Source organism: Streptomyces sp. NPDC021356, from assembly GCF_040641015.1.
Classification (GTDB): domain Bacteria; phylum Actinomycetota; class Actinomycetes; order Streptomycetales; family Streptomycetaceae; genus Streptomyces.
On the sequence record NZ_JBFACU010000002.1, the window covers coordinates 361,461 to 385,610 of the forward strand.

The following is a 24,150-nucleotide window of genomic DNA, read 5'->3' on the forward strand; positions in this document are numbered from 1 at the left end:
GAGGCCCCGGGCACCCCGGGTACGCCCCGTGTGCGGCGGCCCCGACCGGCCCGTACGCCGGTTCCGTACGACGCTTCCCCACGCCGTTCCGTACGCCGGTTCCGTACGACGCTTCCCCACGCCGTTCCGTACGCCGGTTCCGTACGACGGTTCCGTACGACGGCGCCCACCGGCCCGGGCGGAGGGGACGGTGGGCGCTCACGGCGGCAGGTGCCTCACATGACCGGGTCGGGCTCCCGGGCCAGGTCGGCCGCGCCCACCAGACCGGCCTTGTTGCCGAGCTGGGCGGCGATCACGTCGGCGACCGGACGCCAGTTGCCGCCGACCAGCCACCGCTTGTACGACTTGCGGATCGGGTCGAGGACCAGGTCGCCCTCGTCGGAGAGGCCGCCGCCGACGATGAAGGCGGACGGGTCGAACAGGGACGCGAGGTCGGCCAGGCCCGCGCCGGCCCAGCGGGCCAGCTCGCGGTAGGAGTCGACGGCGACCGGGCAGCCCTGGCGGGCGGCCATGGAGATGTGCTTGCCCTCGATGCCGTCCGGGGTCCCGTCGCCGAGGGCGAGCAGCACCTCGGCGCGCTCCGGGGTGGCGTTGGCGCGCTGCTTGGCGTACCGCACGAGGGCGCGCCCGGAGGCGTACTGCTCCCAGCAGCCCTGCGAACCGCAGCCGCACAGCAGGCCGTCCGGGACCATCCGGATGTGCCCGAACTCGGCGGCCACGCCGAAGTGGCCGCGGCGCAGCTTGTTGCCGATGATGATGCCGCCGCCGAGGCCGGTGCCGAGCGTGATGCAGATGACGTTGCGGTGGCCCTTGCCGGCGCCGAACCTGTACTCGCCCCAGGCCGCGGCGTTCGCGTCGTTCTCCACGACGACCGGGAGGCCGACGCGCGCCTCGACCTTCTCCTTGAGCGGCTCCTGGCGCCAGTCGATGTTGGGCGCGAAGTAGACGGTGGAGCGCTGCCGGTTGACGTATCCGGCGGCGCCGATGCCCACACCGACGATGTCGTGCCCCGCGCGTGCGCCCTCCACCGCCGAGGCGATGGCGTCCACGATGGCCTCGGGCGTGGTGGGGGTCGGCACCTTGAAGGTCGAGAGGATGTTGCCTTCCTCGTCGACCACGCCGGCCGCGATCTTCGTGCCGCCGATGTCGACGCCGATGGTGAGTCCCATGAATCCCTCAGTTCCGGTCGAGCCCCGCTACGGCCAACCGTACCCGAGCATGGGGTCAGTCCAAGTCGATGCGCTCCCCGCCGCCGGTGCCCTCGCCCCGGTCCCGTCGGCCGTCGGTGCTCTTCGGGGCGCCGTGCGGGCGGTCCCGCGGTCCGTCCTTCGGGCCGGCGCCGCTCCAGCCGTCCTCGGCGCCGCCCGTACGGGACGTCCAGTGGCGTTCCTGGGCCTCGACGGCGGAGCGGTAGGCGGCGAGCAGTTCGCCGCCGGCCGCCGCGAGGTGGTCGATGACGTCCGGGTTGCGCTCCAGCACCGGTTCCACGGCCGCCTTGGCCTGCTGCACGACCTGCCGCACCATCTGCTGGGCGGCGGGTCCGGCGACCGCGCCGAGCAGCGGCGAGCGCAGCGAGGACAGTCTGTCGGCGACGGTGTCGACGAGTTTGCGCAGCTCCTCGGCGGCCGAACCCGGCGGCGGCCCGTACTGCGTGCGGCGCCGGGCCTTCTCCGCCTCCAGGTCCTCGGCGCAGGCCGTGGCCCACGCGTCGGCGTCGGCGGCCCGCCACTGCCCCTCGTCGGCCGTCCGCCGCTCCCCCTGCTGGCGGGTCCCGTCCGCACCGGGTGCACTGCCACGGCCGGCGGTCTGCTCCTGAGCGGCGTCGTCCCGCGCGGCGTCGTCGGACGGTGGGCGCTCTTCGCTCATGGCGGGCTCCTGACTACGGTTCGTCCTTCCGACGTTACCCGACCGGGGTCCCTGGTTCACCTGTCGCGCGGCCAGAGCGCCGGGTCCGGCGCGAACCGGATGCGCAGTGCTCCCTCGCGCAGGGCGGCGCCGTCCACGGCGCACCGGCGCAGCGCCGAGGGCAGTGCCACGATGCGGCGGAAGGCGCCCGCGGTGAGCACGAGTTCGTCGCCGCGCCGCACGAGGTCCAGTTCGTCACGCAGGGCTCCGGGCAGCGGGATGTGCCACACCAGGACGCCGTCCTCGGCCAGCCGGTCCTCGACGGGCCACTCGACGGCGGCGGGGGCGGGGCCGGCCGCGGGGACGGCGAGGGCGGTGACGTCGTCGGGGCCGCGCGGGTCCCGGCCCAGGTGGGCGGCCGGGTGGACGGTGTACGTCTCCTGCCACTCCTCCAGCGCCTTGCGCTGCTGGGCGGCCAGGCCGGTCAGCCAGGAGTCGGCCGGGGTGTCGGGCAGCACACGGGAGGCGACCAGGGACTCGACGGGCAGGGCGCGCACGGCCAGGCCGAGGGCGGTGGCGCGGACGGCGTCGGTGCCGGCCGGGCCGGGCTCGGCCACCAGGCGGACGGCGGTGCCCGGGGCGGCGACGACGGCCTCGACCGCGGCCAGCTCGACGTCCCAGCGGCCCGCCGTCTCGTAGAGCCAGTCGGCGGGCATGGGGACGCCGGCGAGGCGGCCCAGGACCGGGCGCAGGGCGCGGGCGGCCTGCCGTTCGGCCGGCAGGAGGCGGCGCAGGTAGCGGCGGAGTTCGGCGGGCAGGGCGAGCAGGGCGAGGGCCTGCGGGGCGGGCGGCAGGTCGACGACCAGCAGCTCGAAGCGCTCGGAGAGGGCGGCGTCGCGCAGCGCGCGCAGCAGGGCGAGTTCCTCGGCGCCGGGCAGCGGGGTGACCTCCTCGGCGTCGAGGCGGGAGGCCCCGAGGAGGTCGAGGACGCTTGCCGCGCGGTCCTGGAAGGCGGCGAGGTCGGCGCGGAAGCCGGCCGCGGCGTCGGGACGCCAGGCGGTCAGGTCCGGTGCGGCCGGCCCGGGCCGCGCGCCGGTGGGCACCCCCAGGGCCGCGCCGAGGGTGTCGGTGCGGTCGGCGCTGAGGACGAGGGTGCGGGTGCCCTCGCGGGCGGCGGCGATCGCGGTGGCGGCGGCCACGGTGGTGCGACCGGAACCGCCCGGGCCGGTGATCAGCAGGGTGCGCATGGGGGTGAACGCTACCTTCGCGCTCCGCCGCACGGACGCCCGCGGCCGGGCCTCCTGCTCGCCCGGCGCCACCCGCCGCCTACTCGCCCGACTCCACCCGCTTCTTCAGTCCCGCCAGGGCGCGGTCGATGACGACCTTCTCGGCCTTGCGCTTGATCATGCCGAGCATGGGGATCTTGACGTCGACGGTGAGGCGGTAGGTCACCTCGGTGGCGCCCGCGCCGGCCGGCCTGAGCAGGTAGGTGCCGTCGAGTGAGCGCAGCATCTGGGACTTGACCAGGGTCCAGGAGACCTCGTCGTCACCGGTCCAGGTGTAGGCGAGGGTCTGGTCGTCCTTGATGGCGCCCGCGTCCATGACGAGGCGGACCTGCTCGGCGCGGCCGCGGTCGTCGGTCCTGAGGACCTCGGCCTCCTTGACCTCGCCGGTCCAGTCGGGGTAGCGGGCGAAGTCGGCGATCACCCCCATGACGTCGGCGGGGGCCGCCTCGATCGTGATGCTCGAGCTGGTGTGTTCCGCCATCGCCGTGGCTCCTCCAGATGCGGGCCGGAAGTCGGTCGTCGTGCGCACGTGTGTGCAGCGTGAAGGCTACCGCGCAGCCGAACGGCGGACGCCACCCCCGCCTGGGGACATGGCGCGAAGCCGCGTCCGGGGGGCCACCGCCGCCGCGTGAGGGCCAGTTGCGCGCGCCGGGGGCCGCCGCCCGCCGGGGGCCGCTGTCACCACTGGAGGGCCCAGGGGGTGCCGGTGCGCGCGAAGTGGCCCACGTTCACGCACTCGGTGGCGCCGACGCGCATGCGGCGGACCAGCGGCTGGTGGACGTGGCCGAACAGGGCGTAGCGGGGGCGGGTGCGGCGGATGGCGTCGAGCAGGGCGCGGCTGCCGCGTTCGAAGCGGCGGGCGACGGTGTCGTAGACGAGTTCGGGCACGTCGGGCGGGATGTGGGTGCACAGCACGTCGACCTCGCCGACCGCCTCTATCTTCGCGGCGTACTCCTCGTCGCTGATCTCGAACGGCGTCCTCATGGGGGTGCGCAGGCCGCCGCCGACGAAGCCGAAGACGCGGCCGCCGATCTCGACGCGTTGGCCGTCGAGGACGGTGGTGCCCTCGCGGACGTACTCGGGCCACAGCGGCGGCATGTCGACGTTGCCGTAGGTCGCGTACGTCGGGGTGGGGAAGGCGGCGAAGAGTTCGGCGTACTGCTTGCGCACGGCCTCTTCGACGACCTGGGTGCGTTCGCCGTCCAGGCCCGCCCACAGCCGGGCGCCGAGTTCGCGGGCCTCGGTGAAGCGGCGGGCGGTGCGCAGCTCGACGATGCGGTCGGCGTTCTCCACGCCGAACAGGTCGGGGAAGATGCCGCGCGAGTGGTCGGCGTAGTCGAGGAAGAGGATGAGGTCGCCGAGGCAGATCAGGGCGTCGGCACCCTCGCCGGCTCGGGCCAGGTCACGGGCGTTGCCGTGCACGTCGCTGACCACATGGACACGTGTACCGCTGCGACGGACTGGTGTGGGTGCCATGGAGACAAAGGGTATGCGGTGAACAGTGGCGGTCGGACCTGCGGTTACTGGCCAGTCGTTCAGCGGGTCGACTACTGTGCGCGAGGAAACACCCATCGTGTGACGCAGCGAACATCTCACGGGGACCCCCTGTCGAAAAAGCCATACCGACGGGTAACCTCCGGGCAGTCCAGTCGTGCTCTGGATTTCAACCACCGGGCCCGAAGCGGCTCCTTGGCGAAGCCCCTGGGCACCCCACCGAGCCTTGGACCGCACCGTCGCATCACACAACGTCGTGGCGCCGGCGCCCTATGAGGAGCAGCAGTCTTGCGCGAGTTCAGCCTTCCGGCTTTGTACGAGGTCCCCACGGACGGGAATCTGACCGACATCGTCCGCAGAAACGCCGCGCAGCATCCCGAGGTCGCCGTGATCGCCCGCAAGGCGGGAGGCGTCTGGCAGGACGTCACCGCGCGGGACTTCCTCACCGAGGTGCACACCGCCGCCAAGGGCCTCATCGCCTGCGGCGTCCAGCCGGGCGACCGGGTGGGCCTGATGTCGCGTACGCGCTACGAGTGGACGCTGCTGGACTTCGCGATCTGGAGCGCGGGCGCCGTCACCGTGCCGGTGTACGAGACCAGCTCGCCGGAGCAGGTGCGGTGGATCCTCGGCGACTCGGGCGCGACGGCCTGCCTGGTGGAGACGGACACCCACGCCGCCGCCGTGGAGTCGGTGCGCGAGAGCCTGCCCGCGCTGAAGAACGTATGGCAGATCGAGGCGGGCGCGGTCGCGGAGCTGGGCCTGGCGGGCCAGGGGATCAGCGACGCCACGGTGGAGGAGCGCGGTTCGCTGGCCAAGGCCGACGACCCGGCGACCATCGTCTACACCAGCGGCACCACGGGCCGCCCCAAGGGGTGCGTGCTCTCCCACCGCAGCTTCTTCGCCGAGTGCGGCAACGTGGTGGAACGACTGCGTCCGCTGTTCCGCACCGGCGAGTGCTCGGTGCTGCTGTTCCTCCCCCTCGCGCACGTCTTCGGCCGGCTGGTGCAGATCGCGCCGATGATGGCGCCGATCCGGCTGGGCTGCGTCCCGGACATCAAGAACCTCACCGACGAGCTGGCCGCGTTCCGCCCGACGCTGATACTGGGCGTCCCGCGGGTGTTCGAGAAGGTCTACAACTCGGCGCGCGCCAAGGCGCAGGCGGACGGCAAGGGGAAGATCTTCGACCGGGCGGCGGACACGGCGATCGCCTACAGCAGGGCGCTGGACAGCGCGGCCGGCCCGTCGTTCGGCCTCAAGCTCAGGCACAAGGTGTTCGACAAGCTGGTCTACAGCAAGCTGCGCGCGGTCCTCGGCGGGCGCGGCGAGTACGCCATCTCCGGGGGCGCCCCGCTCGGCGAGCGCCTCGGCCACTTCTTCCGCGGCATCGGGTTCACGGTCCTGGAGGGCTACGGGCTGACCGAGTCGTGCGCGGCCACCGCGTTCAACCCGTGGGACCGGCCGAAGATCGGCACGGTCGGGCAGCCGCTGCCCGGCTCGGTCATCCGGATCGCGGACGACGGGGAGGTGCTGCTGCACGGCGAGCACCTGTTCAAGGAGTACTGGAACAACCCGGCCGCCACCGCCGAGGCGCTGGCCGACGGCTGGTTCCACACCGGGGACATCGGCACCCTCGACGAGGACGGCTACCTGCGCATCACCGGCCGTAAGAAGGAGATCATCGTCACCGCGGGCGGCAAGAACGTCGCGCCGGCCGTGATCGAGGACCGCATCCGCGCGCACGCGCTGGTCGCGGAGTGCATGGTGGTGGGTGACGGGCGGCCGTTCGTGGGCGCGCTGGTCACGCTCGACGAGGAGTTCCTGGGCCGCTGGTGCGCCGAGCACGGCAAGCCCGCGGGGTCCACGGCGGCGTCGCTGTGCGAGGATGCGGATCTGCTCGCGGCGATCCAGAGCGCGGTCGACGACGGCAACGCCGCGGTGTCGAAGGCGGAGTCCGTGCGCAAGTTCCGTGTCCTGCCCGACCAGTTCACCGAGGAATCGGGACACCTCACCCCGTCCCTGAAGCTGAAGCGGAACGTGGTGGCGAAGGACTACGCGGACGAGATCGAGGCGATCTACGCGAAGTAGTTCGCGAGGGGGGCGGGCTCCAGAGGTTCGCCCATCCGCCGGACAGGCCTCAGAGCAGCTCCTCGAGCCGTTCCGCCAGTAGGTCCCAGCGCCACTTCTCCTCGATCCAGCGGCGGCCCCGCTCTCCCATGCGCCGGCGTAGTTCCGGGTCGCCCAGGAGGGTGGTGATGCGGTCGGCGGTCTCCTCGGGGGCGTCGCCGCGCACCACCCAGCCGGTCTCGCCGTCGAGTACGGCGTCGGGTGCGCCGCCGGAGTCACCGGCGACGACGGGGAGGCCGGTGGCGGAGGCCTCCAGGTAGACGATGCCGAGGCCCTCGACGTCGAGGCCGCCGCGTCGGGTGCGGCAGGGCATGGCGAAGACGTCACCGGCGCCGTAGTGGGCGGGCAGTTCGCTCCAGGGCACCGGGCCGGTGAACCGGACGGACGCGGCCACCCCGGTCTCCCGCGCCAGCCTGCGCAGGTCCTTCTCGTACGGCCCGCCGCCGACGATCAGCAGCACCGCGTCCGGCTCGGCGGCCAGGATCGCGGGCATCGACCGGATCAGGGTGTCCTGGCCCTTGCGCCGGACCAGCCGGGAGACGCACACGACCACCGGCCGGCCGGCGAGGCCGAGCCGGGCCCGTAGCTCGTGGCCGCCCGATCCCGGGTGGAAGGTCTTCTCGTCCACGCCCGGTGGGAGCCGCACCATCCGCGAGGCGGCGCCGGGGGTCAGCGCGGCGGCGATCCGGGAGCGGGTGTACTCGCCGAGGTAGGTGATCGTGTCCGTGGACTCCCCGACGCGGCGCAGCAGTTGCCGTGCCGCGGGCAGTTGGGCCCAGCCGGCCTCGTGGCCGTGGGTGGTGGCCACCAGCCGCTCGGCGCCGGCCCTGCGCAGCGCGGGCGCCATCAGTCCGAGCGGGGCCGCCGCGCCGAACCAGACGGACGTGCAGCCGTGCTCCCGCAGCAGTCCGGCCGCGCGCCGGGTGGCGTCCGGGGTGGGCAGCAGCATCGTCGTACGGTCTCGTACGACGGTGAAGGGCTGCTCCGCGTCGAAGGCGGCCGTCGCCCGGACGCCCTCCGCGCTCCGCTTCCAGGTGGAGGCGTAGACGACGAGCCGCTCGGGCTCCAGGCGCAGCGCCATGTTGTGCAGGAACGCCTGGATGCCGCCGGGGCGGGGCGGGAAGTCGTTGGTCACGACGAGGGTCTTGTGCATCGCCGCAGACCTTATCCAATCCCGCTGTCCTGTCCCCCGTCCCCTTGTCCCGTTCCCCTTGTCCCGCCCCTGACGCCTCCCCCTGACGCACCACCGCCCGCTCAGCCCAGCTGCGCCCGCACGTACTCCCGCCACCGCGCGGTGAAGCCCTCCAGGGTCGTGCCCAGCACCGTGTGGAGCGCTTCCTCGACCGCGCCGGGCCGTCGCTCGTGGGCGCCGACGGCCCGGTAGAAGGCGTCCAGCCGGTCCTCGCCCCAGTGGGCGGCGATCATCCGGCAGGCGAGCCAGCCGCTCTCGTAGGCCTGGGCGAGCCGGGTGGCGTCCTCGGCGAAGCCGAAGTCCTTGTCGGTCGGCAGCGCGGCGGGCACGTGTCCGGCGGCCACGGCGTGCTGGAGTTCCGGTGCCGCCTGCTCCGGGGTGCGCCCGGAGCGCCGGTAGCCGACCCAGTCGGCGTAGCCCTCGGACAGCCACAGCGGGGTGGCGGCGTCGGTGTGGGTGCGGGTGGCGACGTGCGTGGTCTCGTGGGTGAGGACGACCTGTCTGCCGAGGGGGCCGAGCAGGCTGTACGCGTCGGGGTTGATGACCACCCGGTCGGCCGGTGCCCGACCGCCGCCGCCCGCCTCGCCGGTGGTGACGGCGGCGATGCCGCGGTAGTCGTCGGCGGGCGAGCCGAGCAGCGCCGCCATGCCGTCCAGCGAGCCGGGGACGAGGACGACGACCCGGCGGCTCCACTCCGTGCCCCAGGCGTCCGACACGGCGGGCACCGCGTGGTCGGCCAGACCGGCGTAGCCGCGCAGCGTGCCCGCGCTCTGCCCGACGCCGAGGACGATGCTGCTGCGGCCCCGGACCACCGACACGGTCCCCTGGTCCCACAGCTGCTGGACCGAGCTGTGCGCGGGCCGGTCGGAGTCGACGTACCACTTCCCGTCGGCGGTGGTGGACAGGGTCAGGGTGCGCGCGACGGTGACGGGGGCCGTGTCGTAGCCGGTCACCCGGTAGCTCAGGTCGGCGTCGGCGGTGGCGCGGTCGCCGCTGCGGCGCAGGGCGGTCACACGGTAGGACCAGGCGGTGAACGGCACGGCGCCGAGTCCGGCGTACGGGGCCCGGGTGCCGGTGGTGGCGTACGCCGCCGGGTCGTGGTGGAGCACCGCGGCGGCCCGGGTGTCGAGCAGTCGTTGCACCTGGTCGCGGGCGGTGTTGGTCGCGGAGTGCCCGCCGCATGCCGTCAGGGACGCGAGCAACAGGGACGCCGCCGCCACCGACGTTCCCGGCACCCGCCATCGACCAGCCATTTCCCGATCGTACGGCTGCCCGGGGGCGGCGTCAGACCCTGGTGACCGACGAGACCGGCAGCATGTGCACGGGGTCGTAGCGCACGGGGGCGCCCGGGTAGGGGGCGTGGATCACCCGGCCGCCGCCCACGTACATCGCCACGTGGCTGGCGTCGGAGCGGTAGACCACGAGGTCGCCGGGGCGGGCCTGGGAGAGCGGGACCTGCCGGCCGGCGTAGCGCTGTTCCTGCGAGGTGCGCGGCAGATGCACCCCGGCCTGTGCGTACGACCACTGCATCAGGCCGGAGCAGTCGAACCCCGAGGGGCCGCTCGCGCCCCAGACGTAGGGGCGTCCGAGGGCGGAGCGGGCGGCGGCGAGGGCGGCCGCCGCGCGCCCGGAGGCGGCCGGGCCGCCGCCGGGGCCGGACAGCAGGTCGTCGCGGCCGGGCAGGACGCCGTCGCCGCCGGAGCGGGACGCCCGGTCGTAGGCGTCGCGCTCGGAGCGGGTCAGGGAGTTGAGCAGCCGCCGGGCCTGCGCCAGTTTCCGCTCGACGGTGTGCTTGTGGGCGGCGACGGCGGTGCGGCTCTTCTCCAGTTCGGCGAGGGCACCGGTGGCCTCGGCGCGTTCCTGGGCGAGTTCGCGCAGGGCCTGGCGCAGTTCCTGGAGTTCGCCGGCCTGGTGGGCGCCGATCCGGTCGAGCGTGGTCGCCTTGTCGAGGTACTCGGCCGGGTCGCGGGAGAACAGCAGCGCCAGGGACGGGTCGAGGCCGCCGGAGCGGTACTGGGCTCCGGCCACCGAGCCGATCGACTCCCGCAGCGCGTTGACGCGCTGCTGCCGCCGGGCGATGCGGTCCTGCGCGTCGCGCACCTGACGGCGCAGCACATCGGCGCGCTCGTCGGCCCGGTCGAAGTCCTGGGTCGCCTTCTCCGCCTCGTGGTAGAGCCGGTCCACCTCGGCCCGCGTGCCGCCGTGCGGCGCGGCGACGGCCGAGGTGGCCGGAAGGGCGCCGAGGACGGCTGCCGCGGCGGACAGCGCGGTGACGGCGGCACGGGCGGCACCGGCGCCCCGGTCGAACCCGGACGGTGCAAGGCGGCGATGGGACCCCACGGGAAGCCGAACTCCCTCCACTGGCTGGCAAGGACTGCCTCCCCGCAGGCCGGGTACCGGGGCGGGGTGCGCCACGGCGGCAGGGGGAAACGCGGCAGACAGTAGCCGCGCGGAGACGCACCGGCCAAAGACCTCGGCGGGCGCACGACACGGCGCCCCGCCTCCGACACAGGTCAGGGGCGGGGCGCGGGGTCAGCGTGCGTTGATGCGATTCGCCCGTTCGGGCGGTGTGACAGCGTGCCGGGGCGGCTGGCTTACGGGCCGGGAGGCCCGGTTCGGGGGCCAGGAGGTCCGACCCACGGACCGTGGGGTCCGGCCCCCGGGCAGGGAAGCCCGGTGCGCGTGCGGGTGGGTCGGGATCAGATGCGGACGCCGAACTGGAAGGGCATGTTGCCGATCGACTCGTAGCGCACGTTGGCGCCGGTGTGCGGGGCGTGCAGGACCATGCCCTTGCCCGCGTAGAGCCCGACGTGGTGCAGGTCGCCGTAGAACAGGACCAGGTCGCCCACCTGGAGCTGGCTCTGCGAGTAGATCCGCTGGCCGGCGTTGGCCTGTGCCTCGGAGGTGCGCGGGATGGAGACGCCGGCCTGCGCGTACGCCCAGGAGGTCAGGCCCGAGCAGTCGAAGGAGGACGGGCCGGTGGCGCCGTAGACGTACGGGGTGCCTATCTTGCTCTGCGCCGCGGAGAAGGCGGCGCCCGCGTGGCCGCTGCCCGGGGTGATCTTGCCCATGGAGACCCGCTCGGTGCCGCGGGTGGCGCGGGTCTGCTCGGCGGCGGCGAGCTGCTGCTTCTCCTTGGCCGTGAGCGTGTTGAGCAGCTTCTGCGCCTCGGCGAGCTTGCCCTGGACTTCCTTCTTCTTGCTGCCCAGTTCGGTGCGGGTGGCCGCGAGGTCCTTGAGCTTCGCGGTGGCCTCGGCACGCTGCTGGGCGAGCTGGCGCTGCTTGTCCTGGATCTTCTTCAGCGCGTCGGCCTGCTGGCCGCTGACCTGGTCGAGCGTGGCGGCCTTGTCCAGGTAGTCGTCCGGGTGGGACGAGAGGAAGAGCTGGAGGGAGGGGTCGATACCGCCGGTGCGGTACTGGCCGGCCGCCATCGAACCGAGGCCGTCGCGCAGTTTGTTGAGGTCCTGCTGGCCGCGGGCGACGTTGTCCTGGATGGTGGAGATCTCCTTCTGGAGCTTCTCCTGGTTCTCCTTGGCACCGTTGTACTTCTCGGTGGCCTGCTCCGCCTGCTCGTAGAGCTTGTCGACCTTGGACTTGACCTCGTCCTTGCTCGGCTTCTCGCTCGGCGCCGCGTTGGCCGCCTGCGCGCTGATCGCGACGGCAGCGGCGGCTGCGGTGGTGAGCATCGTCACGCGTGCGCGACTGGGCTGTTTGGGTCGACGGTGGGACGCCACGGAAGCGAGCTCCTTCTTGTGAGTGACCACCCGCTCGGAGGTTCGAAGCCAGACCCTAGTGACCTCATCGTGATGAATTCAAATCCTGCCACCAAGAAATTCCGTCACAGCCCGCATTCTTTGCACGCAACTCACGAGGGGTGAGGCATGGTTGACGCTACGTCGCGTGACGGTTCCGTCAATTCGGGCATCAAACCTCTATGTTGCGAATGATAAGTAAATCGCCTTTTGCCCGAATTCAGCCGTGGGCAGGTCCTTCAGCCGTGGGCAGGTCCTTCAGCCGTGGGCAGGTCCTTCAGCCGTGGGCAGGTCCTTCAAGTCGTGGGGCACGCCCTTCAGCCGCGCGGCGAGGGAACTTCAGCCGCGCGACAGCCGCTTCAGCAGCACCGCCGACGCCACCGGACGCGCTCCCGCCCGGGCCACCCCGTCGGCCACCTCACGGTCGGTGGAGGCGACGATGACCGGCCGGCCCGGCGGCTCGGCGCGCACCAGCTGGCGGATCAACTCGTCCGCGGTGACACGCGGCTTGGAGAAGAGCACCCGCACTCCGCGCGGCGGCGCGAGCAGCACCGGCGCGGCCAGTTCGGCCCCGTCGAACACACAGGTGACCTCCGCGCCGGTCTGCGCGGCGAGCTGCGAGAGCTGCCCGAGGAGCCTGAGGCGCTGCTTCTCCAGCGGCATCTGCGGATAGCCGGTCTTGGTGACGTTGTAGCCGTCGACGACCAGGTGCGCCTGCGGCAGCGCCAGCAACTGGTCGAGGATCGCCGGGTCGTGCTCGGACAGCGCCCGGGCGGCGATGTCCTTCGGCGTCATCCGGCCCGGCTCCACCGCGTCCACGGTCTCGGCGGGCCGTACGGACACCGGCGGCAGCGCCAGTTCACGCCGGAGCCCCTGGGCGGCCTCGAGCACGGTGTCCAGCAGCAGCCGCACCCGCATGTCCTCGACGCTGCGCCCCTCGCGGGCCGCCTTGCGGGTGGCCTCCAGGGCGGCCTCCGCCTCGCCCAGGCGGGCCTTGAGCCGCCGGTTCTCGCTCTCGGCGGCCGACACCTGCACCTGCGCCTCGGCGCGCACCGCCTCGGTCTCGCCGCGCAGCTTGCGCAGCGCCGCCTCGCCGCGCTTGACGTCGCTGAGCGCCGCGCGCAGCTTGCGGTGCAGCGACTCGGCCTCCTTGCGGGCCGCGTCCAGGTCGGCGCGCAGCCGTTCGGTCTCGGCACGGGTCTGCTCGCGGGTGGCGGCCACCTGCCGGCGCAGCCGCTCCAGCTCGGCGCGGTTCTCCTCGTCGGCGCGTTCGGCGTGCGCCCGCAGGGCCTCCTCGCCGGCCGCGGTCACCAGCTTCACCCAGCCCGCCGGGCGCAGGACGTAGGCCGCGGCGGCCACGTCGAGCGGGTCCGCGGCCGGGGGCGGCGAGCCGGCGTCGAGGGCGCCGCACAACTCCTCCTGCGCCTCCCGGAACTTCTCCCCGACCCGCTGCCGGAACACCGCGTCCGTCTCCAGGGCCGCCGCCATCGCGTTGCCCGCGAACTTGGCCCGGCGGTTGGGCGCGAACCGGGCGTACTGGCGCAGTTGCGCGGGCAGCTCGCTCACGGTCAGCCGGCCGAAGGCGTCGGCCACGATCTGCACGACCCGGCGACGCACGCCGTCGGGCAGCGGACGGTCGAGCACCTCGGCGGCGCCGTCGCCCGGCTCCCCGCCTCGTGTCTCCGCCATCCGTCACCCCAATGCCTCACGGGACCCCCGCGGGGTCACCTGTGCGGGCCCGCTCCGCTCAGGAGCCGGTGCCCGGCCTGTCCACGAGTTCGACCTTGTCCACGGCGTTGCACCAGCGGCAGCGCACCGACTCGATGGTCTCACTGACGACCTCGCGCTCCTCGACCGTGGGCTCTCCGGCCAGGTCGAGGTGGACGTACTCGACGACCTTCGACGAACGCGTCACGTCGAAACGGGTGAGGTTGCCGCAGAGGGTGCAGCGCCACCGCGTCGTGGCGGTCGGCAGGGGAACCGTCATCGGGGCTGCTCACTTTCCTTCCCAAGTCCGTGACGCGCCGGCTTCCCGGTGCGCCGGCTCGTAACCCTACGGCCTGGGGGCCCCTCGGCGCCCGGCTGTCCACGGCGGCGAGGCGATCTGTGCTGGTACGCCCCGTTGCGTCATGCTCTGTGCACATGATCAGCTACAGGAACGCGGTCGCCGCCCGGGCGGTCAGGGCCCTCAGAGCGGTACGGACCACACCGGCGCCGGTGACGACCGCCCTGATCGTCCTGTGCTGCGCGGTCTTCGCGAGCGGCCCCGCGGCGGGCCTCGTCCCCGCCTACGGCACCGGGGACGCCCTGGTGCGGGCCCAGCAGGCCTACTTCCGGCACTGGGGCGTGCTCCCCGCCGACCTCTTCACGGGCTCGGCGCGGGCCGCGCTCACCCCCGCGACGGCCCTGTTCGTGCACGGCAGCTGGGTGCACCTGCTCGGCAACATGCTCTTCCTGTACGTCTTCGGCGCGATGACCGAGGAACGCGTGGGCCGCGTCGAGTTCACGCTGTTCTACGTCGGCTGCGGCTACCTGGCCCTGCTGGGGTACGCGGGCGCCCACGCGGACTCCGCCCAGACCCTGGTCGGGGCGTCGGGCGCGATCTCGGCGGTGCTCGGCGCCTTCCTGTACCTCTTCCCGCGGGCCCGGGTCACCAGCGTGCTGCCGTTCCTCTTCTTCCTGCCGCTGCGCCTGCCCGCCTGGGTCGTCCTGCCGTTCTGGGCGGCCCTGCAGTGGCTGGCGGCGGGCCGGGCGGCCGACGGGCCCGGCGTGGCCTACCTGGCCCACGTCGTCGGCTTCGCGCTCGGCTTCGGCTACGCGTGGGCCAGGTTCGGGCGGCCGACTAGAGTGAAGGTCACCCCTGCTCCGGCCCCCGAGGGAGAGAACCAGCCGTGATCACCGCGATCGTCCTCATCAAGACCAGCGTGGACCGGATCCCCGAGATCGCCGAGCGGATCGCCTCGCTGGAGAGCGTGAGCGAGGTCTTCTCCGTCACCGGGACGTACGACCTGATCGCCATGGTGCGGGTGGGCCGGCACGAGGACCTGGCGGAGATCATCCCGGGCCGGATCAGCAAGATCCCCGGCGTTCAGGCCACGGACACGCACGTCGCCTTCCGCACGTACTCGCAGCACGACCTTGAGGCGGCGTTCGCGATCGGTCTTGACTCCTGACCGCCTGAACACCGCCTCCTGGACACCACCCTGCGGACACCGCGTCCGGGGCGCCGGGCCTCACACGGCCGGGACGCAGCGGCCGTCCTCCGTGCGGTACGACCACTTCGCACCCTCGGCCACCAGTTCCCGCACCGCCGTCACGAAGCGCTCCACGTGCTCGTCGGGGGTGCCCGCGCCGAAGCTGACACGGATGGCGTTGAGGGACTTCTCGCCGGGCGCGGCCTCGGGGGCGCCGCACTCGCCCTGGGTCTGCGGGTCGCTGCCGAGCAGGGTGCGCACCAGCGGGTGGGCGCAGAACAGGCCGTCGCGGACGCCGATGCCGTACTCGGCGGAGAGCGCGGCGGCGAAGTGCGAGCTGTTCCAGCCCTCCACGACGAAGGAGATCACGCCGACCCGCGGGGCGTCGTCCCCGAACAGGGAGAGCACCTTGACCTCCGGGACCGCGGCCAGCCCCTTTCGGACCTCGCCGATGAGGTACTGCTCGCGGGCCACCAGCGTGTCGAACCCGGCCTCGGTCAGCGCCTTGCAGGCCGCGGCGATGGAGTAGGCGCCGATGACGTTCGGCGAGCCGGCCTCGTGGCGGGCGGCGCTGTCGTGCCACTCCACGTCCACTCCCCCGTCGGTGCGCCGCGTCACCCGGCGGCTGGCGCCACCGCCCGCGAGGTACGGCTCGGCCGCGCGCAGCCAGTCCGCGCGCCCGGCCAGCACGCCGGAGCCGAAGGGGGCGTAGAGCTTGTGGCCGGAGAAGGCGACCCAGTCGACGTCGAGGTCCTTGACGGACACCGGGTGGTGCGGGGCGAGCTGGGCGGCGTCCAGGACGATCCGGGCGCCGTGCGCGTGCGCGGCGGCGGCCAGCTCCCGTACGGGCCACAGTTCACCGGTGACGTTGGAGGCGCCGGTGACGCAGACCAGGGCGGGGCCGTGCGGCTCGCGCTCGGCCAGGGCCCGCTCCAGGGTGGCCACGGCCTGCTCGGGGGTGCGCGGGGCGTTGAGGTAGGTCACCTGCGCGTCCCGCCACGGCAGCAGCGAGGCGTGGTGCTCGGTCTCGAAGACGAACACCCGGCAGTCCGCCGGGACCACCCGGGCCAGGAGGTTGAGGGAGTCGGTGGTGGACCGGGTGAACACCACCTGGTCGTCCGCGCGGCAGTCGAGGAACTCGGCGACCGTGCGCCGGGCGTTCTCGAAGAGGTCGGTGGAGAGCTGCGAGAGGTAGCCGGCGCCGCGGTGGACGCTGCCGTAGTACGGCGCGTACGCCGCCACGTCGTCCCAGACCCGCTGGAGCGCGGGGGCGCTGGCCGCGTAGTCGAGGGCGGCGTAGCTGACCTCGCCACCGGTCACCAGCGGCACGGTGACATCCCGTCCCAGAACGGGCAGCGGCCCGGAAATGTCACGGCAAACGGACTGGTCGGCGGCAACGGTGGAGACAGACATGGAGGAACTCCCGTGAAAGCAGGTGGAATCACCGCGCGAGCACGTACTGCTCGAAGACCGGAAGAGGCTCCAGCGCGGCGAAGGTGAAAAAGGGTGTGCGGAGGCGGGGCTCGACGCCCTAACGCATTCGCTTGCTCACGGAAGGCTCCCTCGTACGACCAGGACCCCTGGTGACGCGAGGGGTCCGCGCTTGCCGTAGACCTCGCTGCCTACGACCTGGTCTTCACCCGGGGCACCCCGCCACGGACGGAGGGTTGCCGGACAGCCGGCCGGGGCCATATGGCTGTCACTCATGACCTGGTCCAACATCCTGCCATACGATCTTGTGCGCGCAAGGCGCAGTCCGGATCGTGGACTGCGCCCCGCGTCGCACCGCACGGCCTCAGGCGTTGCTCGCGGCCACCCAGCGCTCCAGCGTGCGCCGTGCCGCCCCGGAGTCGATCGACTCGGCCGCCCGCGCCATCCCGGCCCGGATCCGCTCCACCAGCGTCCCGGAGCCCGGCTCCAGGGCGACCAGGGCCGCCGCCGAGTTCAGCAGCACGGCGTCCCGTACGGGGCCGCTCTCGCCGTCCAGCAGGCGGCGGGCGACCTCGGCGTTGTAGGAGGCGTCCGCGCCGCGCAGGGCCTCCACCGGCACCAGTTCCAGACCGACGTCGCGCGGGTCGAAGGCCTCCTCGGTGACCTCGCCGTCCCGGACCACCCACACCCGCGAGGTCGCGGTGGTGGTCAGCTCGTCGAGCCCGTCGTCGCCCCGGAAGACCAGGGAGGAGTTGCCGCGTTCGGCGAAGACACCCGCCACGATCGGTGCCTCGTGCGCCACGGCCACACCGACCGCCTGGGCCTTCACCTTCGCCGGGTTGGTCAGCGGACCGAGCAGGTTGAACACCGTACGGATGCCCAACTGCCCGCGGGCGGCGCCGACATGGCGCAGCGCCGGGTGGAACTTCACCGCGAAGCAGAAGGTGATCCCGGCCTCCTCGGCGACCTCGACGACCCGTCGCGGGGTCAGGTCGAGGTTGACGCCGAGCTTCTCCAGCACGTCGGAGGCCCCGGACGCGGAGGACGCGGCCCGGTTGCCGTGCTTGACGACCTTGGCGCCGGTGCCCGCGACGACGATCGAGGACATGGTGGAGATGTTCACCGTCTTGGCTCCGTCGCCGCCGGTGCCGACGATGTCGACGGTGGCGCCGGGAACCTGGATCACGTTCGCGTGCTCGTACATCGTGCGGACGAGTCCGGTGATCTCCTCGACGGTCGCACCCTTGGCGCGCAGGGCGACCGCGAAGGCCGCGATCTGGGCGTCCGTCGCCTCGCCGCCCATGATCCGGTCCATGGCCCAGGCGGTGTCGTCGGCGGCCAGGTTCCGGCCCTCCAGCAGACCGTTCAGCATCCGGGGCCAGGAACGGCCCGCCGCGGTGTCGCCTCCAGCGGGGGTCACAGCGCTCATAAGCCGCTCCTGAATCGGTGTCCGGGACGCCCGGACGTTCTGCCGTATCGCCTTCCACCCTATCCAGCCCCGGACAGGGCGAAGGGCCCCGTCCGGGGTTCGGACGGGGCCCTTCGACCGTGGCGTGGCGACGCTCAGGGTTAAGCGATCAGTGGTGGCCGTGGCCGCTCGTGATCTCCTTGTACTCCTCGACGGTCGGCTTCGCGATCTGGCTGTCCTCACCGAAGTACGCGTTGCTGAGCTTGGCGCGCAGCTTCTCCGTACCGCCGACCTTGCGCTCGACACCGTTCTCGTCGACCGTCGGGCCGATCTCGGCCGGCTCGTACTGGTGGTGAGCCGTGAGGGTGTACAGCTGCTCCTGGCTGAGCGGCTCGTGGACCTCGATGAACTCACCGTGCGGCAGGCGCTTGATGATGCCCGACTCGCGGCCGTGCAGCACCTTGTCCTTGTCCCGCCGCTGCAGGCCGAGGCAGATCCGCTTGGTGACGACGAACGTGATGACGGGCACCAGGAAGAACGCGATGCGGACGAACCAGGTGATGGCGTTGATCGACAGGTGGAAGTGGGTGGCCCACAGGTCGTTTCCACCACCGACCAGCAGCACGAAGTACCAGGCGATCCACGCGGCACCGAAGGCCGTGCGGGTCGGGACGTTGCGCGGGCGGTCCAGGATGTGGTGCTCGCGCCGGTCGCCGGTGACCCAGGCCTCGATGAACGGGTACAGCGCGATCGCGGCGAGGACCACACCGAAGAGCGCCAGCGGGATGAACACGCCCAGGACCAGCGTGTGGCCCCAGAAGTTGATCTCCCAGCCCGGCATGGCGCGGATGAGACCCTCGGCCATGCCCATGTACCAGTCGGGCTGGGCGCCGGTGGACACCTGGTCCGGCCGGTAGGGGCCGATGGCCCAGATCGGGTTGATCTGCGCGATCGCCGCGATGGCCGCGATGGCACCGAAGACCAGGAAGAAGAAGCCTCCGGCCTTGGCCATGTAGACCGGCAGCAGCGGCATGCCGACGACGTTGTTGTTGGTCTTGCCGGGGCCCGCGAACTGCGTGTGCTTGTGGTAGAAGACCAGGATCAGGTGGCCGACGACCAGGCCGAGCATGATGCCCGGCAGCAGCAGGATGTGGATCGAGTAGAACCGGGCCACGAAGTCGTGACCGGGGAACTCGCCGCCGAAGAGGAAGTACGAGATGTACGTGCCGATGATCGGCACGGACAGGATCGCGCCCTCCATGAAGCGGACACCGGTGCCGGACAGCAGGTCGTCCGGGAGCGAGTAGCCGGTGAAACCGGTGAACATGCCCAGGACGAACAGCAGGAAGCCGAACATCCAGTTGATCTCACGCGGCTTGCGGAACGCGCCGGTGAAGAACACGCGCATCATGTGCACGAACATGCCCGCGAGGAAGATCAGCGCGGCCCAGTGGTGGATCTGCCGGATGAGCAGACCACCGCGCACCTCGAAGGAGATGTGCAGGGTCGAGTTGAACGCCTCGCTCATCAGCTGTCCCTGGAGCGGGACGTAGCTGCCGTGGTACACCACCTCGTTCATCGAGGGGTGGAAGAACAGCGTCAGATACACACCCGTGAGGATGATGATCAGGAAGCTGTAGAGGCAGACCTCACCCAGCATGAACGACCAGTGGTCGGGGAAGATCTTGCGCATGTTGGCCTTGGCCAGGCTGTAGATGCCCAGCCGGCCGTCGGCCCAGTCGGCGAGCTTCTCGCCGGCCGGTGCCTTCCCGCGCGAGCGGGTCGGGTTGCTCGCAGTAGTACTCATCCGCGCTCCCAGAATGCAGGACCGACGGGCTCCTCGAAGTCGCCGAGCGCCTCGAGGTACCCCTCGCTGTCCACGCCGATGCGCAGCTGCGGCAGGGCGTGACCGGCCGGGCCGAAGATGACTCGGGCGCCGTCGGAGAGGTCGAAGGTGGACTGGTGGCACGGGCACAGCACGTGGTGCGTCTGCTGCTCGTACAGGGAGATCGGGCAACCGACGTGGGTGCAGATCTTCGAGTAGGCAACGACGCCCTGGTGCGACCATGCGAGTTCGCGCTTGTCCTTGATGTTGTCCGGCTGGAGCCGGACGATCATCAGGGCCGCCTTGGCGATCTCGGTCTGGAAGTCCTCGTTCGTCTCCTCCAGGCCCTCGGGCTTGGCGAAGGTCAGCGAACCGACGGCGACGTCCTCGGGACGCAGCGGCTGGTTGGTGTTCATGTTGACCAGGCGCTTGCCCTTGGCCCACATGGTGTGGCGGAGGGACTCCTTGGGCAGCGGGCCCAGGTCGCGCAGCAGGAACAGGCCGGAGAGCGGGACCAGGGTGAGCGCGCCCAGCATGGTGTTGCGGATCAGCGGGCGGCGGCCGATCGCGGACTCCTTGGCGCCCTGCTTGAAGTCGGCGTGGACCTTCGCGCGGACCTCGGGGGACGCCTCGATCGGGTGACGCTCGTCGGCGACCTCCGCGTCGGACATCAGGGTGCGGGCCCAGTGGACCGCGCCCGCGCCGATGCAGAACAGCGCCACACCCAGCGTCAGGCCCAGCGCGAAGTTCATCGCGCTGATGTGCCCGAGCGGGAAGACGAAGATCGACTTGTCGTTCGGGATGGTCACGTACGAGGCGATGAACCCCGCGGTGGCCAGCATCGAGACCGTGAACAGCAGGGCGACGGCACGCTCGGACCGCCTGGCGGCCCGCTCGTCGATGTCCTGGATCCGGTGCTCGTGGGGCGGCAGGCCCGGGTCGGCGAACGGGTTCTTGTCGTCCGCGACCCCTACGGCGCCGTGCGCCGTGCCCTGCTCGGCAGGCAGGTTCTCTTCTGGAATGTCTTGGCTACTCATGACTTCTTGGCCTTTGCGGTCCGAGCGGCGACCCACACGGCGACGGCGATCAGCGCGCCCAGTCCGAAGATCCACGCGAACAGACCCTCGCTGACCGGCCCGAGGCCGCCCAGCTCAAGACCGCCGGGGTTGGTCGTCTGGTCGCCGTTGATCGCGTTCAGGTACGCGATGATGTCCTTCTTGTTCTTCCCGGACATGGTCGTGTCGGGGAAGGACGGCATGTTCTGCGGGCCGGTCTGCATGGCCTCGTAGATGTGCTTCGGGGCGACGCCCGTGAGGTCCGGGGCGAACTTGCCGTGCGTGAGCGCACCGCCCTTGCCGGTGAAGTTGTGGCACTGGGCGCAGTTGGTACGGAACAGCTCACCGCCCTTGGCGATGTCCGCGCCCTCCGGGCTGTACTGGTTCTTCGTCGGCACGGCCGGCCCGGAGCCCAGGGAGGCGATGTACGCCGCCAGCTGGTCGATCTCGGCCTGGCTGTAGATGACCTTCTTGCGCGGGATCTGCGCGCCCGGCTGCTGGGCCGGCATACGGCCCGTGCCGACCTGGAAGTCGACTGCCGCGGCGCCCACGCCCACCAGGGACGGACCGTCAGTGGTGCCCTGACCACCGGTGCCGTGGCAGCTTGCGCAGCCGACCTGGTAGAGCTTCTTGCCCTCCTCGATGGTGAGGGACTGAGCGGAGTCGTCGGCCTTCGCCTTGCTCGCGGGCGCGAACGCGGTGTACAGCCCCCCCGTGGCCGCCAGCGCGAGAAGGAGGACGACGACCGCCGCCAGCGGATGGCGTCGTCGTGCGGAGAGCTTTTTCACGGATTACCCCGGTGTCAGGATCTTCTGCGTCGATGCTTTGCGGACTCGGATCGGTTCTTCGGCTACTTGATCAGGTAGATCGTGGCGAAGAGGCCGATCCAGACGACATCGACGAAGTGCCAGTAGTAGGACACGACGATGGCCGCCGTCGCCTGCTCGTGCGTGAACCTCTTGGCCGCGTAGGTGCGGCCGAGGACCAGCAGGAAGGCGATGAGACCGCCCGTCACGTGCAGGCCGTGGAAGCCGGTGGTCAGGTAGAACACCGAGCCGTACGGGTCGGAGGACAGGGAGAGCCCGTCCTCCTTCACCAGGCTGGTGTACTCGTAGATCTGACCGCCGATGAAGATCGCACCCATGATGAAGGTGACGGTGAACCAGCCCCGGAGCTTCTTCACGTCACCGCGCTCGGCGGCGAAGACGCCGAGCTGGCAGGTGAGTGAGGAGAGCACCAGGATCGTGGTGTTCGCCGACGAGAAGGGGACGTTGAGGTGGTCCGCCATCTCCTTCCAGTGCGCCGGACCCGTCACCGATCGCAGGGTGAAGTACATCGCGAAGAGGGCCGCGAAGAACATCAGCTCGGAACTCAGCCAGATGATGGTTCCGACGCTGGTGAGGTTCGGCCGGTTGACCGACGGGTGCGCGTGCCCGGTTTCTACTGTCGTTGCTGTCGCCACGACCGACATTATGTCGGTCGCTTATCCCGCCCTCACTCCGGGGGGTGCCGTTCGGAGTGTCTGTGGGGTGTGTCCAGCCCGTATGGCCCATCGAAGGGGTGTTCCAGGCGGTGTTGGGCGAGTCTGGGAGGGAGTAGCATCCGCGCCATCGGTACCCGGAAGTTCCCGCACTTTGCTGTGTCTTCTCAAGGTCTTCCCAAGAGGCGTGGAGGAACAATGCAGGCGACCGCGACGGTCCTGGTCTACAGCGACGACGCCAACACCCGGGAGCAGGTGCGGCTGGCCACCGGCCGGCGGCCGGCGCAGGACGCGCCCGTGGTGGAGTTCGTGGAGTGCGCCACACCCGCGGCGGTCCTCGCCGAGCTGGACCGGGGCGGGATCGACGTCTGCGTCCTGGACGGCGAGGCCGTGCCGATGGGTGGCATGGGGATGTGCCGCCAGATCAAGGACGAGGTCTTCCGCTGCCCGCCGGTGCTGCTGCTCATCGGACGGCCCCAGGACGCCTGGCTGGCGACGTGGAGCCGTGCGGACGCGGCGGTCACCTCGCCGGTGGAGCCGGTGGAGTTCGCCACCGCGCTGGCCGCGTTGCTGCGCAAGCCCGCGCTGGTCTGAGCGGCTGGGCGTCCGAGGGGCGGGGGCGGCCCGGTGCCTCGCGGCCGCGGGCAGTCCCGGGCCGGGCTCGCCCACGCGGCGGAGCCGCATGTCGGTGCCGTCCCGGGCCCCTCCTGGTCCTGCCGCCTCCTCAGAGGCCCTGGGGGCTCAGTCTGGCCGGGTTGCCCTGGGGGGTGGCCGACTGGGCGCCGGAGGTCAGGGCGCTGCCCTGGAGCCACTTCTGCCAGGGCAGGTTCCAGTCGCCGAAGCCGTTGTCGAACAGCTCCATCGCCTTGCCCTTGGAGTTCACGACCTGGACGACGTCGCCCTCGTGGATGTTGTCGAAGAACCACTTGGCGTTCGAGGTGCTCATGCCGGTGCAGCCGTGGCTGACGTTGGCGATGCCCTGGGAGCCCACGGACCAGGGGGCGGCGTGCACGAACTCACCGCTCCAGGTCACCCGGGTGGCGTAGTACACCGGCATGTCGTAGGAGTCCGAACTGCCCGCGGCGATGCCGACGGTGGAGCTCTTCATCCGCACGAAGTACTGCTTGGCGAGGACCACCTTGACGCCGTTGCGGGTCTCGAAACCGGCCTTGCCGGTGGTGACGGGGATCTCCTTGATCTTCTCGTCGTTCCTGTAGACCGTCAGCCGGTGCGTGGCGGCGTCCGTGACGGCGACGACGCGGTTCCCGGTGGTGATGGTCAGCGGCTTGGCGGTGCCGCCGTACAGGAGGTCGCCGATGCGGATGTCCTGGAGCGTGCTGCGCACCTTGATGGTGGCGCCGACGGGCCAGTAGTCCCTGGGCCGGTAGTGGAGCGTCTTGTCGTTCACCCAGTACCAGGTGCCGCGCACGGCGGGCGTGGACTCGACCTGGAGGCCGCGCTCCACGACGGCGCGTTGCGCCTTGTCCTTCACCGGCTGGTCCAGTTCGGCCACGATGGGCTCGCCGACCCCGTAGGTGCCCGCCTCCGGGCCGAACGTCACGTTCAGGCGCTTGGTGGTGGTGGGCTTGCTGGTGTCGAAGGTGAGGACCTTGCGGCCGGGGGAGCCGTCGTCGTCCTCGGTGCTCACCGTCAGCGTGTAGTGGGCGCCCGCGGCCAGGGGTGAGGTGCTGTGCCAGCGGCGGCCGTCGGCGGCCAGTTCGCCGGAGACGTGCCGTCCCGTGGCGTCCACGGCTGTGACGTCCGTGATGCGCCCGTCGGAGCCCGAGGTGGTGATGACCAAGGGCTTTTCCGGGTCGGCCTGCTTGCCGGCCTCCGTGGGACCGTTGAAGGTGATCTGGTCCGCCGCGTCGTAGGGGTCGGCTGCCAGGGGGTTGTCGTCCGCTCCGCAGGCGGTCAGACCCGTGCCGAGGGCGACCACCAGAAGAGTGCAACTGACACCGGCCTGTGCGCCCCGGGAGAACAGTGTGGTGCTCATGGCAGCACGCTAAGTAGCTCCGTCAACTCCGGCACGGTGGGTCGTCCATTCGGGGGACACAGGTACGA

At 71.7% G+C, this 24,150-nt stretch carries 22 protein-coding genes and 1 riboswitch; of the genes, 4 read left to right on the forward strand and 18 right to left on the reverse strand.

The genetic code is table 11. From position 1 onward, the window contains the following. Nucleotides 1–215: 215 nt before the first annotated feature. The 5 genes from AB0G56_RS03820 to AB0G56_RS03840 form a co-directional block, all read right to left on the reverse strand. The gene (locus AB0G56_RS03820; RefSeq protein WP_360963087.1) at nt 216–1,169 is read right to left on the reverse strand and encodes an ROK family glucokinase; all 954 of its coding nucleotides are present in this window, start codon (nt 1,167–1,169) and stop codon (nt 216–218) included. Nucleotides 1,170–1,224: 55 nt separating this feature from the next. Beyond that, a complete protein-coding gene (locus AB0G56_RS03825; protein ID WP_360963090.1) occupies nt 1,225–1,866 on the reverse strand; it encodes a DUF5304 family protein in 642 nt (213 codons plus the stop codon). A 56-nt stretch (nt 1,867–1,922) separates the two neighbouring features. Then, nucleotides 1,923–3,092, reverse strand: a complete 1,170-nt coding sequence (locus AB0G56_RS03830; protein ID WP_360963093.1) for an ArsA-related P-loop ATPase — start codon at nt 3,090–3,092, stop codon at nt 1,923–1,925. Between the two features lie 79 nt (nt 3,093–3,171). After that, complete coding sequence (locus tag AB0G56_RS03835) at nt 3,172–3,612, reverse strand: SRPBCC family protein (RefSeq protein ID WP_360963096.1); 441 nt, start codon at nt 3,610–3,612, stop codon at nt 3,172–3,174. Nucleotides 3,613–3,809: 197 nt separating this feature from the next. After that, entirely contained in the window at nt 3,810–4,607 is a 798-nt protein-coding gene (locus AB0G56_RS03840; protein WP_360963099.1) for a metallophosphoesterase, read from the reverse strand. A 306-nt stretch (nt 4,608–4,913) separates the two neighbouring features. Here AB0G56_RS03840 and AB0G56_RS03845 point away from each other — a divergent pair, with 306 nt between their 5' ends. After that, nucleotides 4,914–6,710 carry an AMP-dependent synthetase/ligase gene (locus tag AB0G56_RS03845; protein WP_360963102.1) on the forward strand — a complete coding sequence of 599 codons (1,797 nt, stop codon included), beginning with the start codon at nt 4,914–4,916 and terminating at the stop codon, nt 6,708–6,710. A 49-nt stretch (nt 6,711–6,759) separates the two neighbouring features. On the opposite strand, the gene AB0G56_RS03850 is transcribed toward AB0G56_RS03845, so the two are convergent. The 6 genes from AB0G56_RS03850 to AB0G56_RS03875 all read right to left on the reverse strand — a co-directional run bounded on the left by AB0G56_RS03850 (nt 6,760) and on the right by AB0G56_RS03875 (nt 13,680). Further along, nucleotides 6,760–7,902, reverse strand: coding sequence for a glycosyltransferase family 4 protein (locus tag AB0G56_RS03850; protein ID WP_360963104.1), 1,143 nt, complete (start codon nt 7,900–7,902; stop codon nt 6,760–6,762). 101 nt (nt 7,903–8,003) lie between these two features. Beyond that, the gene (locus AB0G56_RS03855) at nt 8,004–9,194 is read right to left on the reverse strand and encodes a hypothetical protein (RefSeq protein ID WP_360963107.1); all 1,191 of its coding nucleotides are present in this window, start codon (nt 9,192–9,194) and stop codon (nt 8,004–8,006) included. Nucleotides 9,195–9,225: 31 nt separating this feature from the next. Further along, nucleotides 9,226–10,281 (reverse strand): NlpC/P60 family protein, encoded by a 1,056-nt coding sequence (locus AB0G56_RS03860; protein WP_360963110.1) that lies wholly within the window; start codon nt 10,279–10,281, stop codon nt 9,226–9,228. Nucleotides 10,282–10,640: 359 nt separating this feature from the next. Further along, nucleotides 10,641–11,675: an NlpC/P60 family protein gene (locus tag AB0G56_RS03865; protein WP_360963113.1), complete on the reverse strand. Its 1,035-nt coding sequence runs from the start codon at nt 11,673–11,675 to the stop codon at nt 10,641–10,643. 357 nt (nt 11,676–12,032) lie between these two features. Continuing rightward, nucleotides 12,033–13,382, reverse strand: a complete 1,350-nt coding sequence (locus AB0G56_RS03870) for an NYN domain-containing protein (RefSeq protein ID WP_360963116.1) — start codon at nt 13,380–13,382, stop codon at nt 12,033–12,035. A 58-nt stretch (nt 13,383–13,440) separates the two neighbouring features. Beyond that, on the reverse strand, nt 13,441–13,680 hold the full coding sequence (locus AB0G56_RS03875) for a hypothetical protein (protein ID WP_360963118.1): 240 nt from the start codon (nt 13,678–13,680) through the stop codon (nt 13,441–13,443). A 155-nt stretch (nt 13,681–13,835) separates the two neighbouring features. Between AB0G56_RS03875 and AB0G56_RS03880 the strand changes: the two genes are divergently transcribed. Continuing rightward, nucleotides 13,836–14,588: a rhomboid family intramembrane serine protease gene (locus tag AB0G56_RS03880; protein ID WP_360963121.1), complete on the forward strand. Its 753-nt coding sequence runs from the start codon at nt 13,836–13,838 to the stop codon at nt 14,586–14,588. Further along, nucleotides 14,585–14,866, forward strand: coding sequence for an Lrp/AsnC ligand binding domain-containing protein (locus tag AB0G56_RS03885; RefSeq protein WP_360963124.1), 282 nt, complete (start codon nt 14,585–14,587; stop codon nt 14,864–14,866). Before AB0G56_RS03880 ends, AB0G56_RS03885 begins: the two co-directional genes overlap by 4 nt. A gap of 60 nt (nt 14,867–14,926) precedes the next feature. On the opposite strand, the gene AB0G56_RS03890 is transcribed toward AB0G56_RS03885, so the two are convergent. From AB0G56_RS03890 to AB0G56_RS03915, 6 genes are all read right to left on the reverse strand, one after another. Further along, nucleotides 14,927–16,300: an aminotransferase class V-fold PLP-dependent enzyme gene (locus AB0G56_RS03890; RefSeq protein WP_360963127.1), complete on the reverse strand. Its 1,374-nt coding sequence runs from the start codon at nt 16,298–16,300 to the stop codon at nt 14,927–14,929. Nucleotides 16,301–16,481: 181 nt separating this feature from the next. Further along, nucleotides 16,482–16,598: riboswitch (SAM riboswitch) on the reverse strand. Between the two features lie 84 nt (nt 16,599–16,682). Beyond that, nucleotides 16,683–17,747 (reverse strand): anthranilate phosphoribosyltransferase, encoded by a 1,065-nt coding sequence (gene trpD, locus AB0G56_RS03895; RefSeq protein WP_360963130.1) that lies wholly within the window; start codon nt 17,745–17,747, stop codon nt 16,683–16,685. Between the two features lie 148 nt (nt 17,748–17,895). Continuing rightward, nucleotides 17,896–19,533 (reverse strand): ubiquinol-cytochrome c reductase cytochrome b subunit, encoded by a 1,638-nt coding sequence (locus tag AB0G56_RS03900; RefSeq protein WP_360963133.1) that lies wholly within the window; start codon nt 19,531–19,533, stop codon nt 17,896–17,898. Beyond that, nucleotides 19,530–20,588: a Rieske 2Fe-2S domain-containing protein gene (locus AB0G56_RS03905; RefSeq protein ID WP_360963136.1), complete on the reverse strand. Its 1,059-nt coding sequence runs from the start codon at nt 20,586–20,588 to the stop codon at nt 19,530–19,532. Before AB0G56_RS03905 ends, AB0G56_RS03900 begins: the two co-directional genes overlap by 4 nt. After that, on the reverse strand, nt 20,585–21,394 hold the full coding sequence (locus AB0G56_RS03910; protein WP_360963139.1) for a c-type cytochrome: 810 nt from the start codon (nt 21,392–21,394) through the stop codon (nt 20,585–20,587). The genes AB0G56_RS03905 and AB0G56_RS03910 overlap by 4 nt, the downstream gene beginning before the upstream one ends. 62 nt (nt 21,395–21,456) lie before the next feature. Then, the gene (locus AB0G56_RS03915) at nt 21,457–22,077 is read right to left on the reverse strand and encodes a heme-copper oxidase subunit III (protein ID WP_360963142.1); all 621 of its coding nucleotides are present in this window, start codon (nt 22,075–22,077) and stop codon (nt 21,457–21,459) included. Between the two features lie 207 nt (nt 22,078–22,284). On the opposite strand from AB0G56_RS03915, the gene AB0G56_RS03920 reads away from it, so the two are divergent. Further along, nucleotides 22,285–22,680 carry a hypothetical protein gene (locus tag AB0G56_RS03920; protein ID WP_360963145.1) on the forward strand — a complete coding sequence of 132 codons (396 nt, stop codon included), beginning with the start codon at nt 22,285–22,287 and terminating at the stop codon, nt 22,678–22,680. 130 nt (nt 22,681–22,810) lie between these two features. Here the strand turns inward: AB0G56_RS03920 and AB0G56_RS03925 are convergent, their stop codons facing one another. Continuing rightward, entirely contained in the window at nt 22,811–24,082 is a 1,272-nt protein-coding gene (locus AB0G56_RS03925; RefSeq protein ID WP_360963148.1) for an Ig-like domain-containing protein, read from the reverse strand. Nucleotides 24,083–24,150 lie beyond the last annotated feature (68 nt).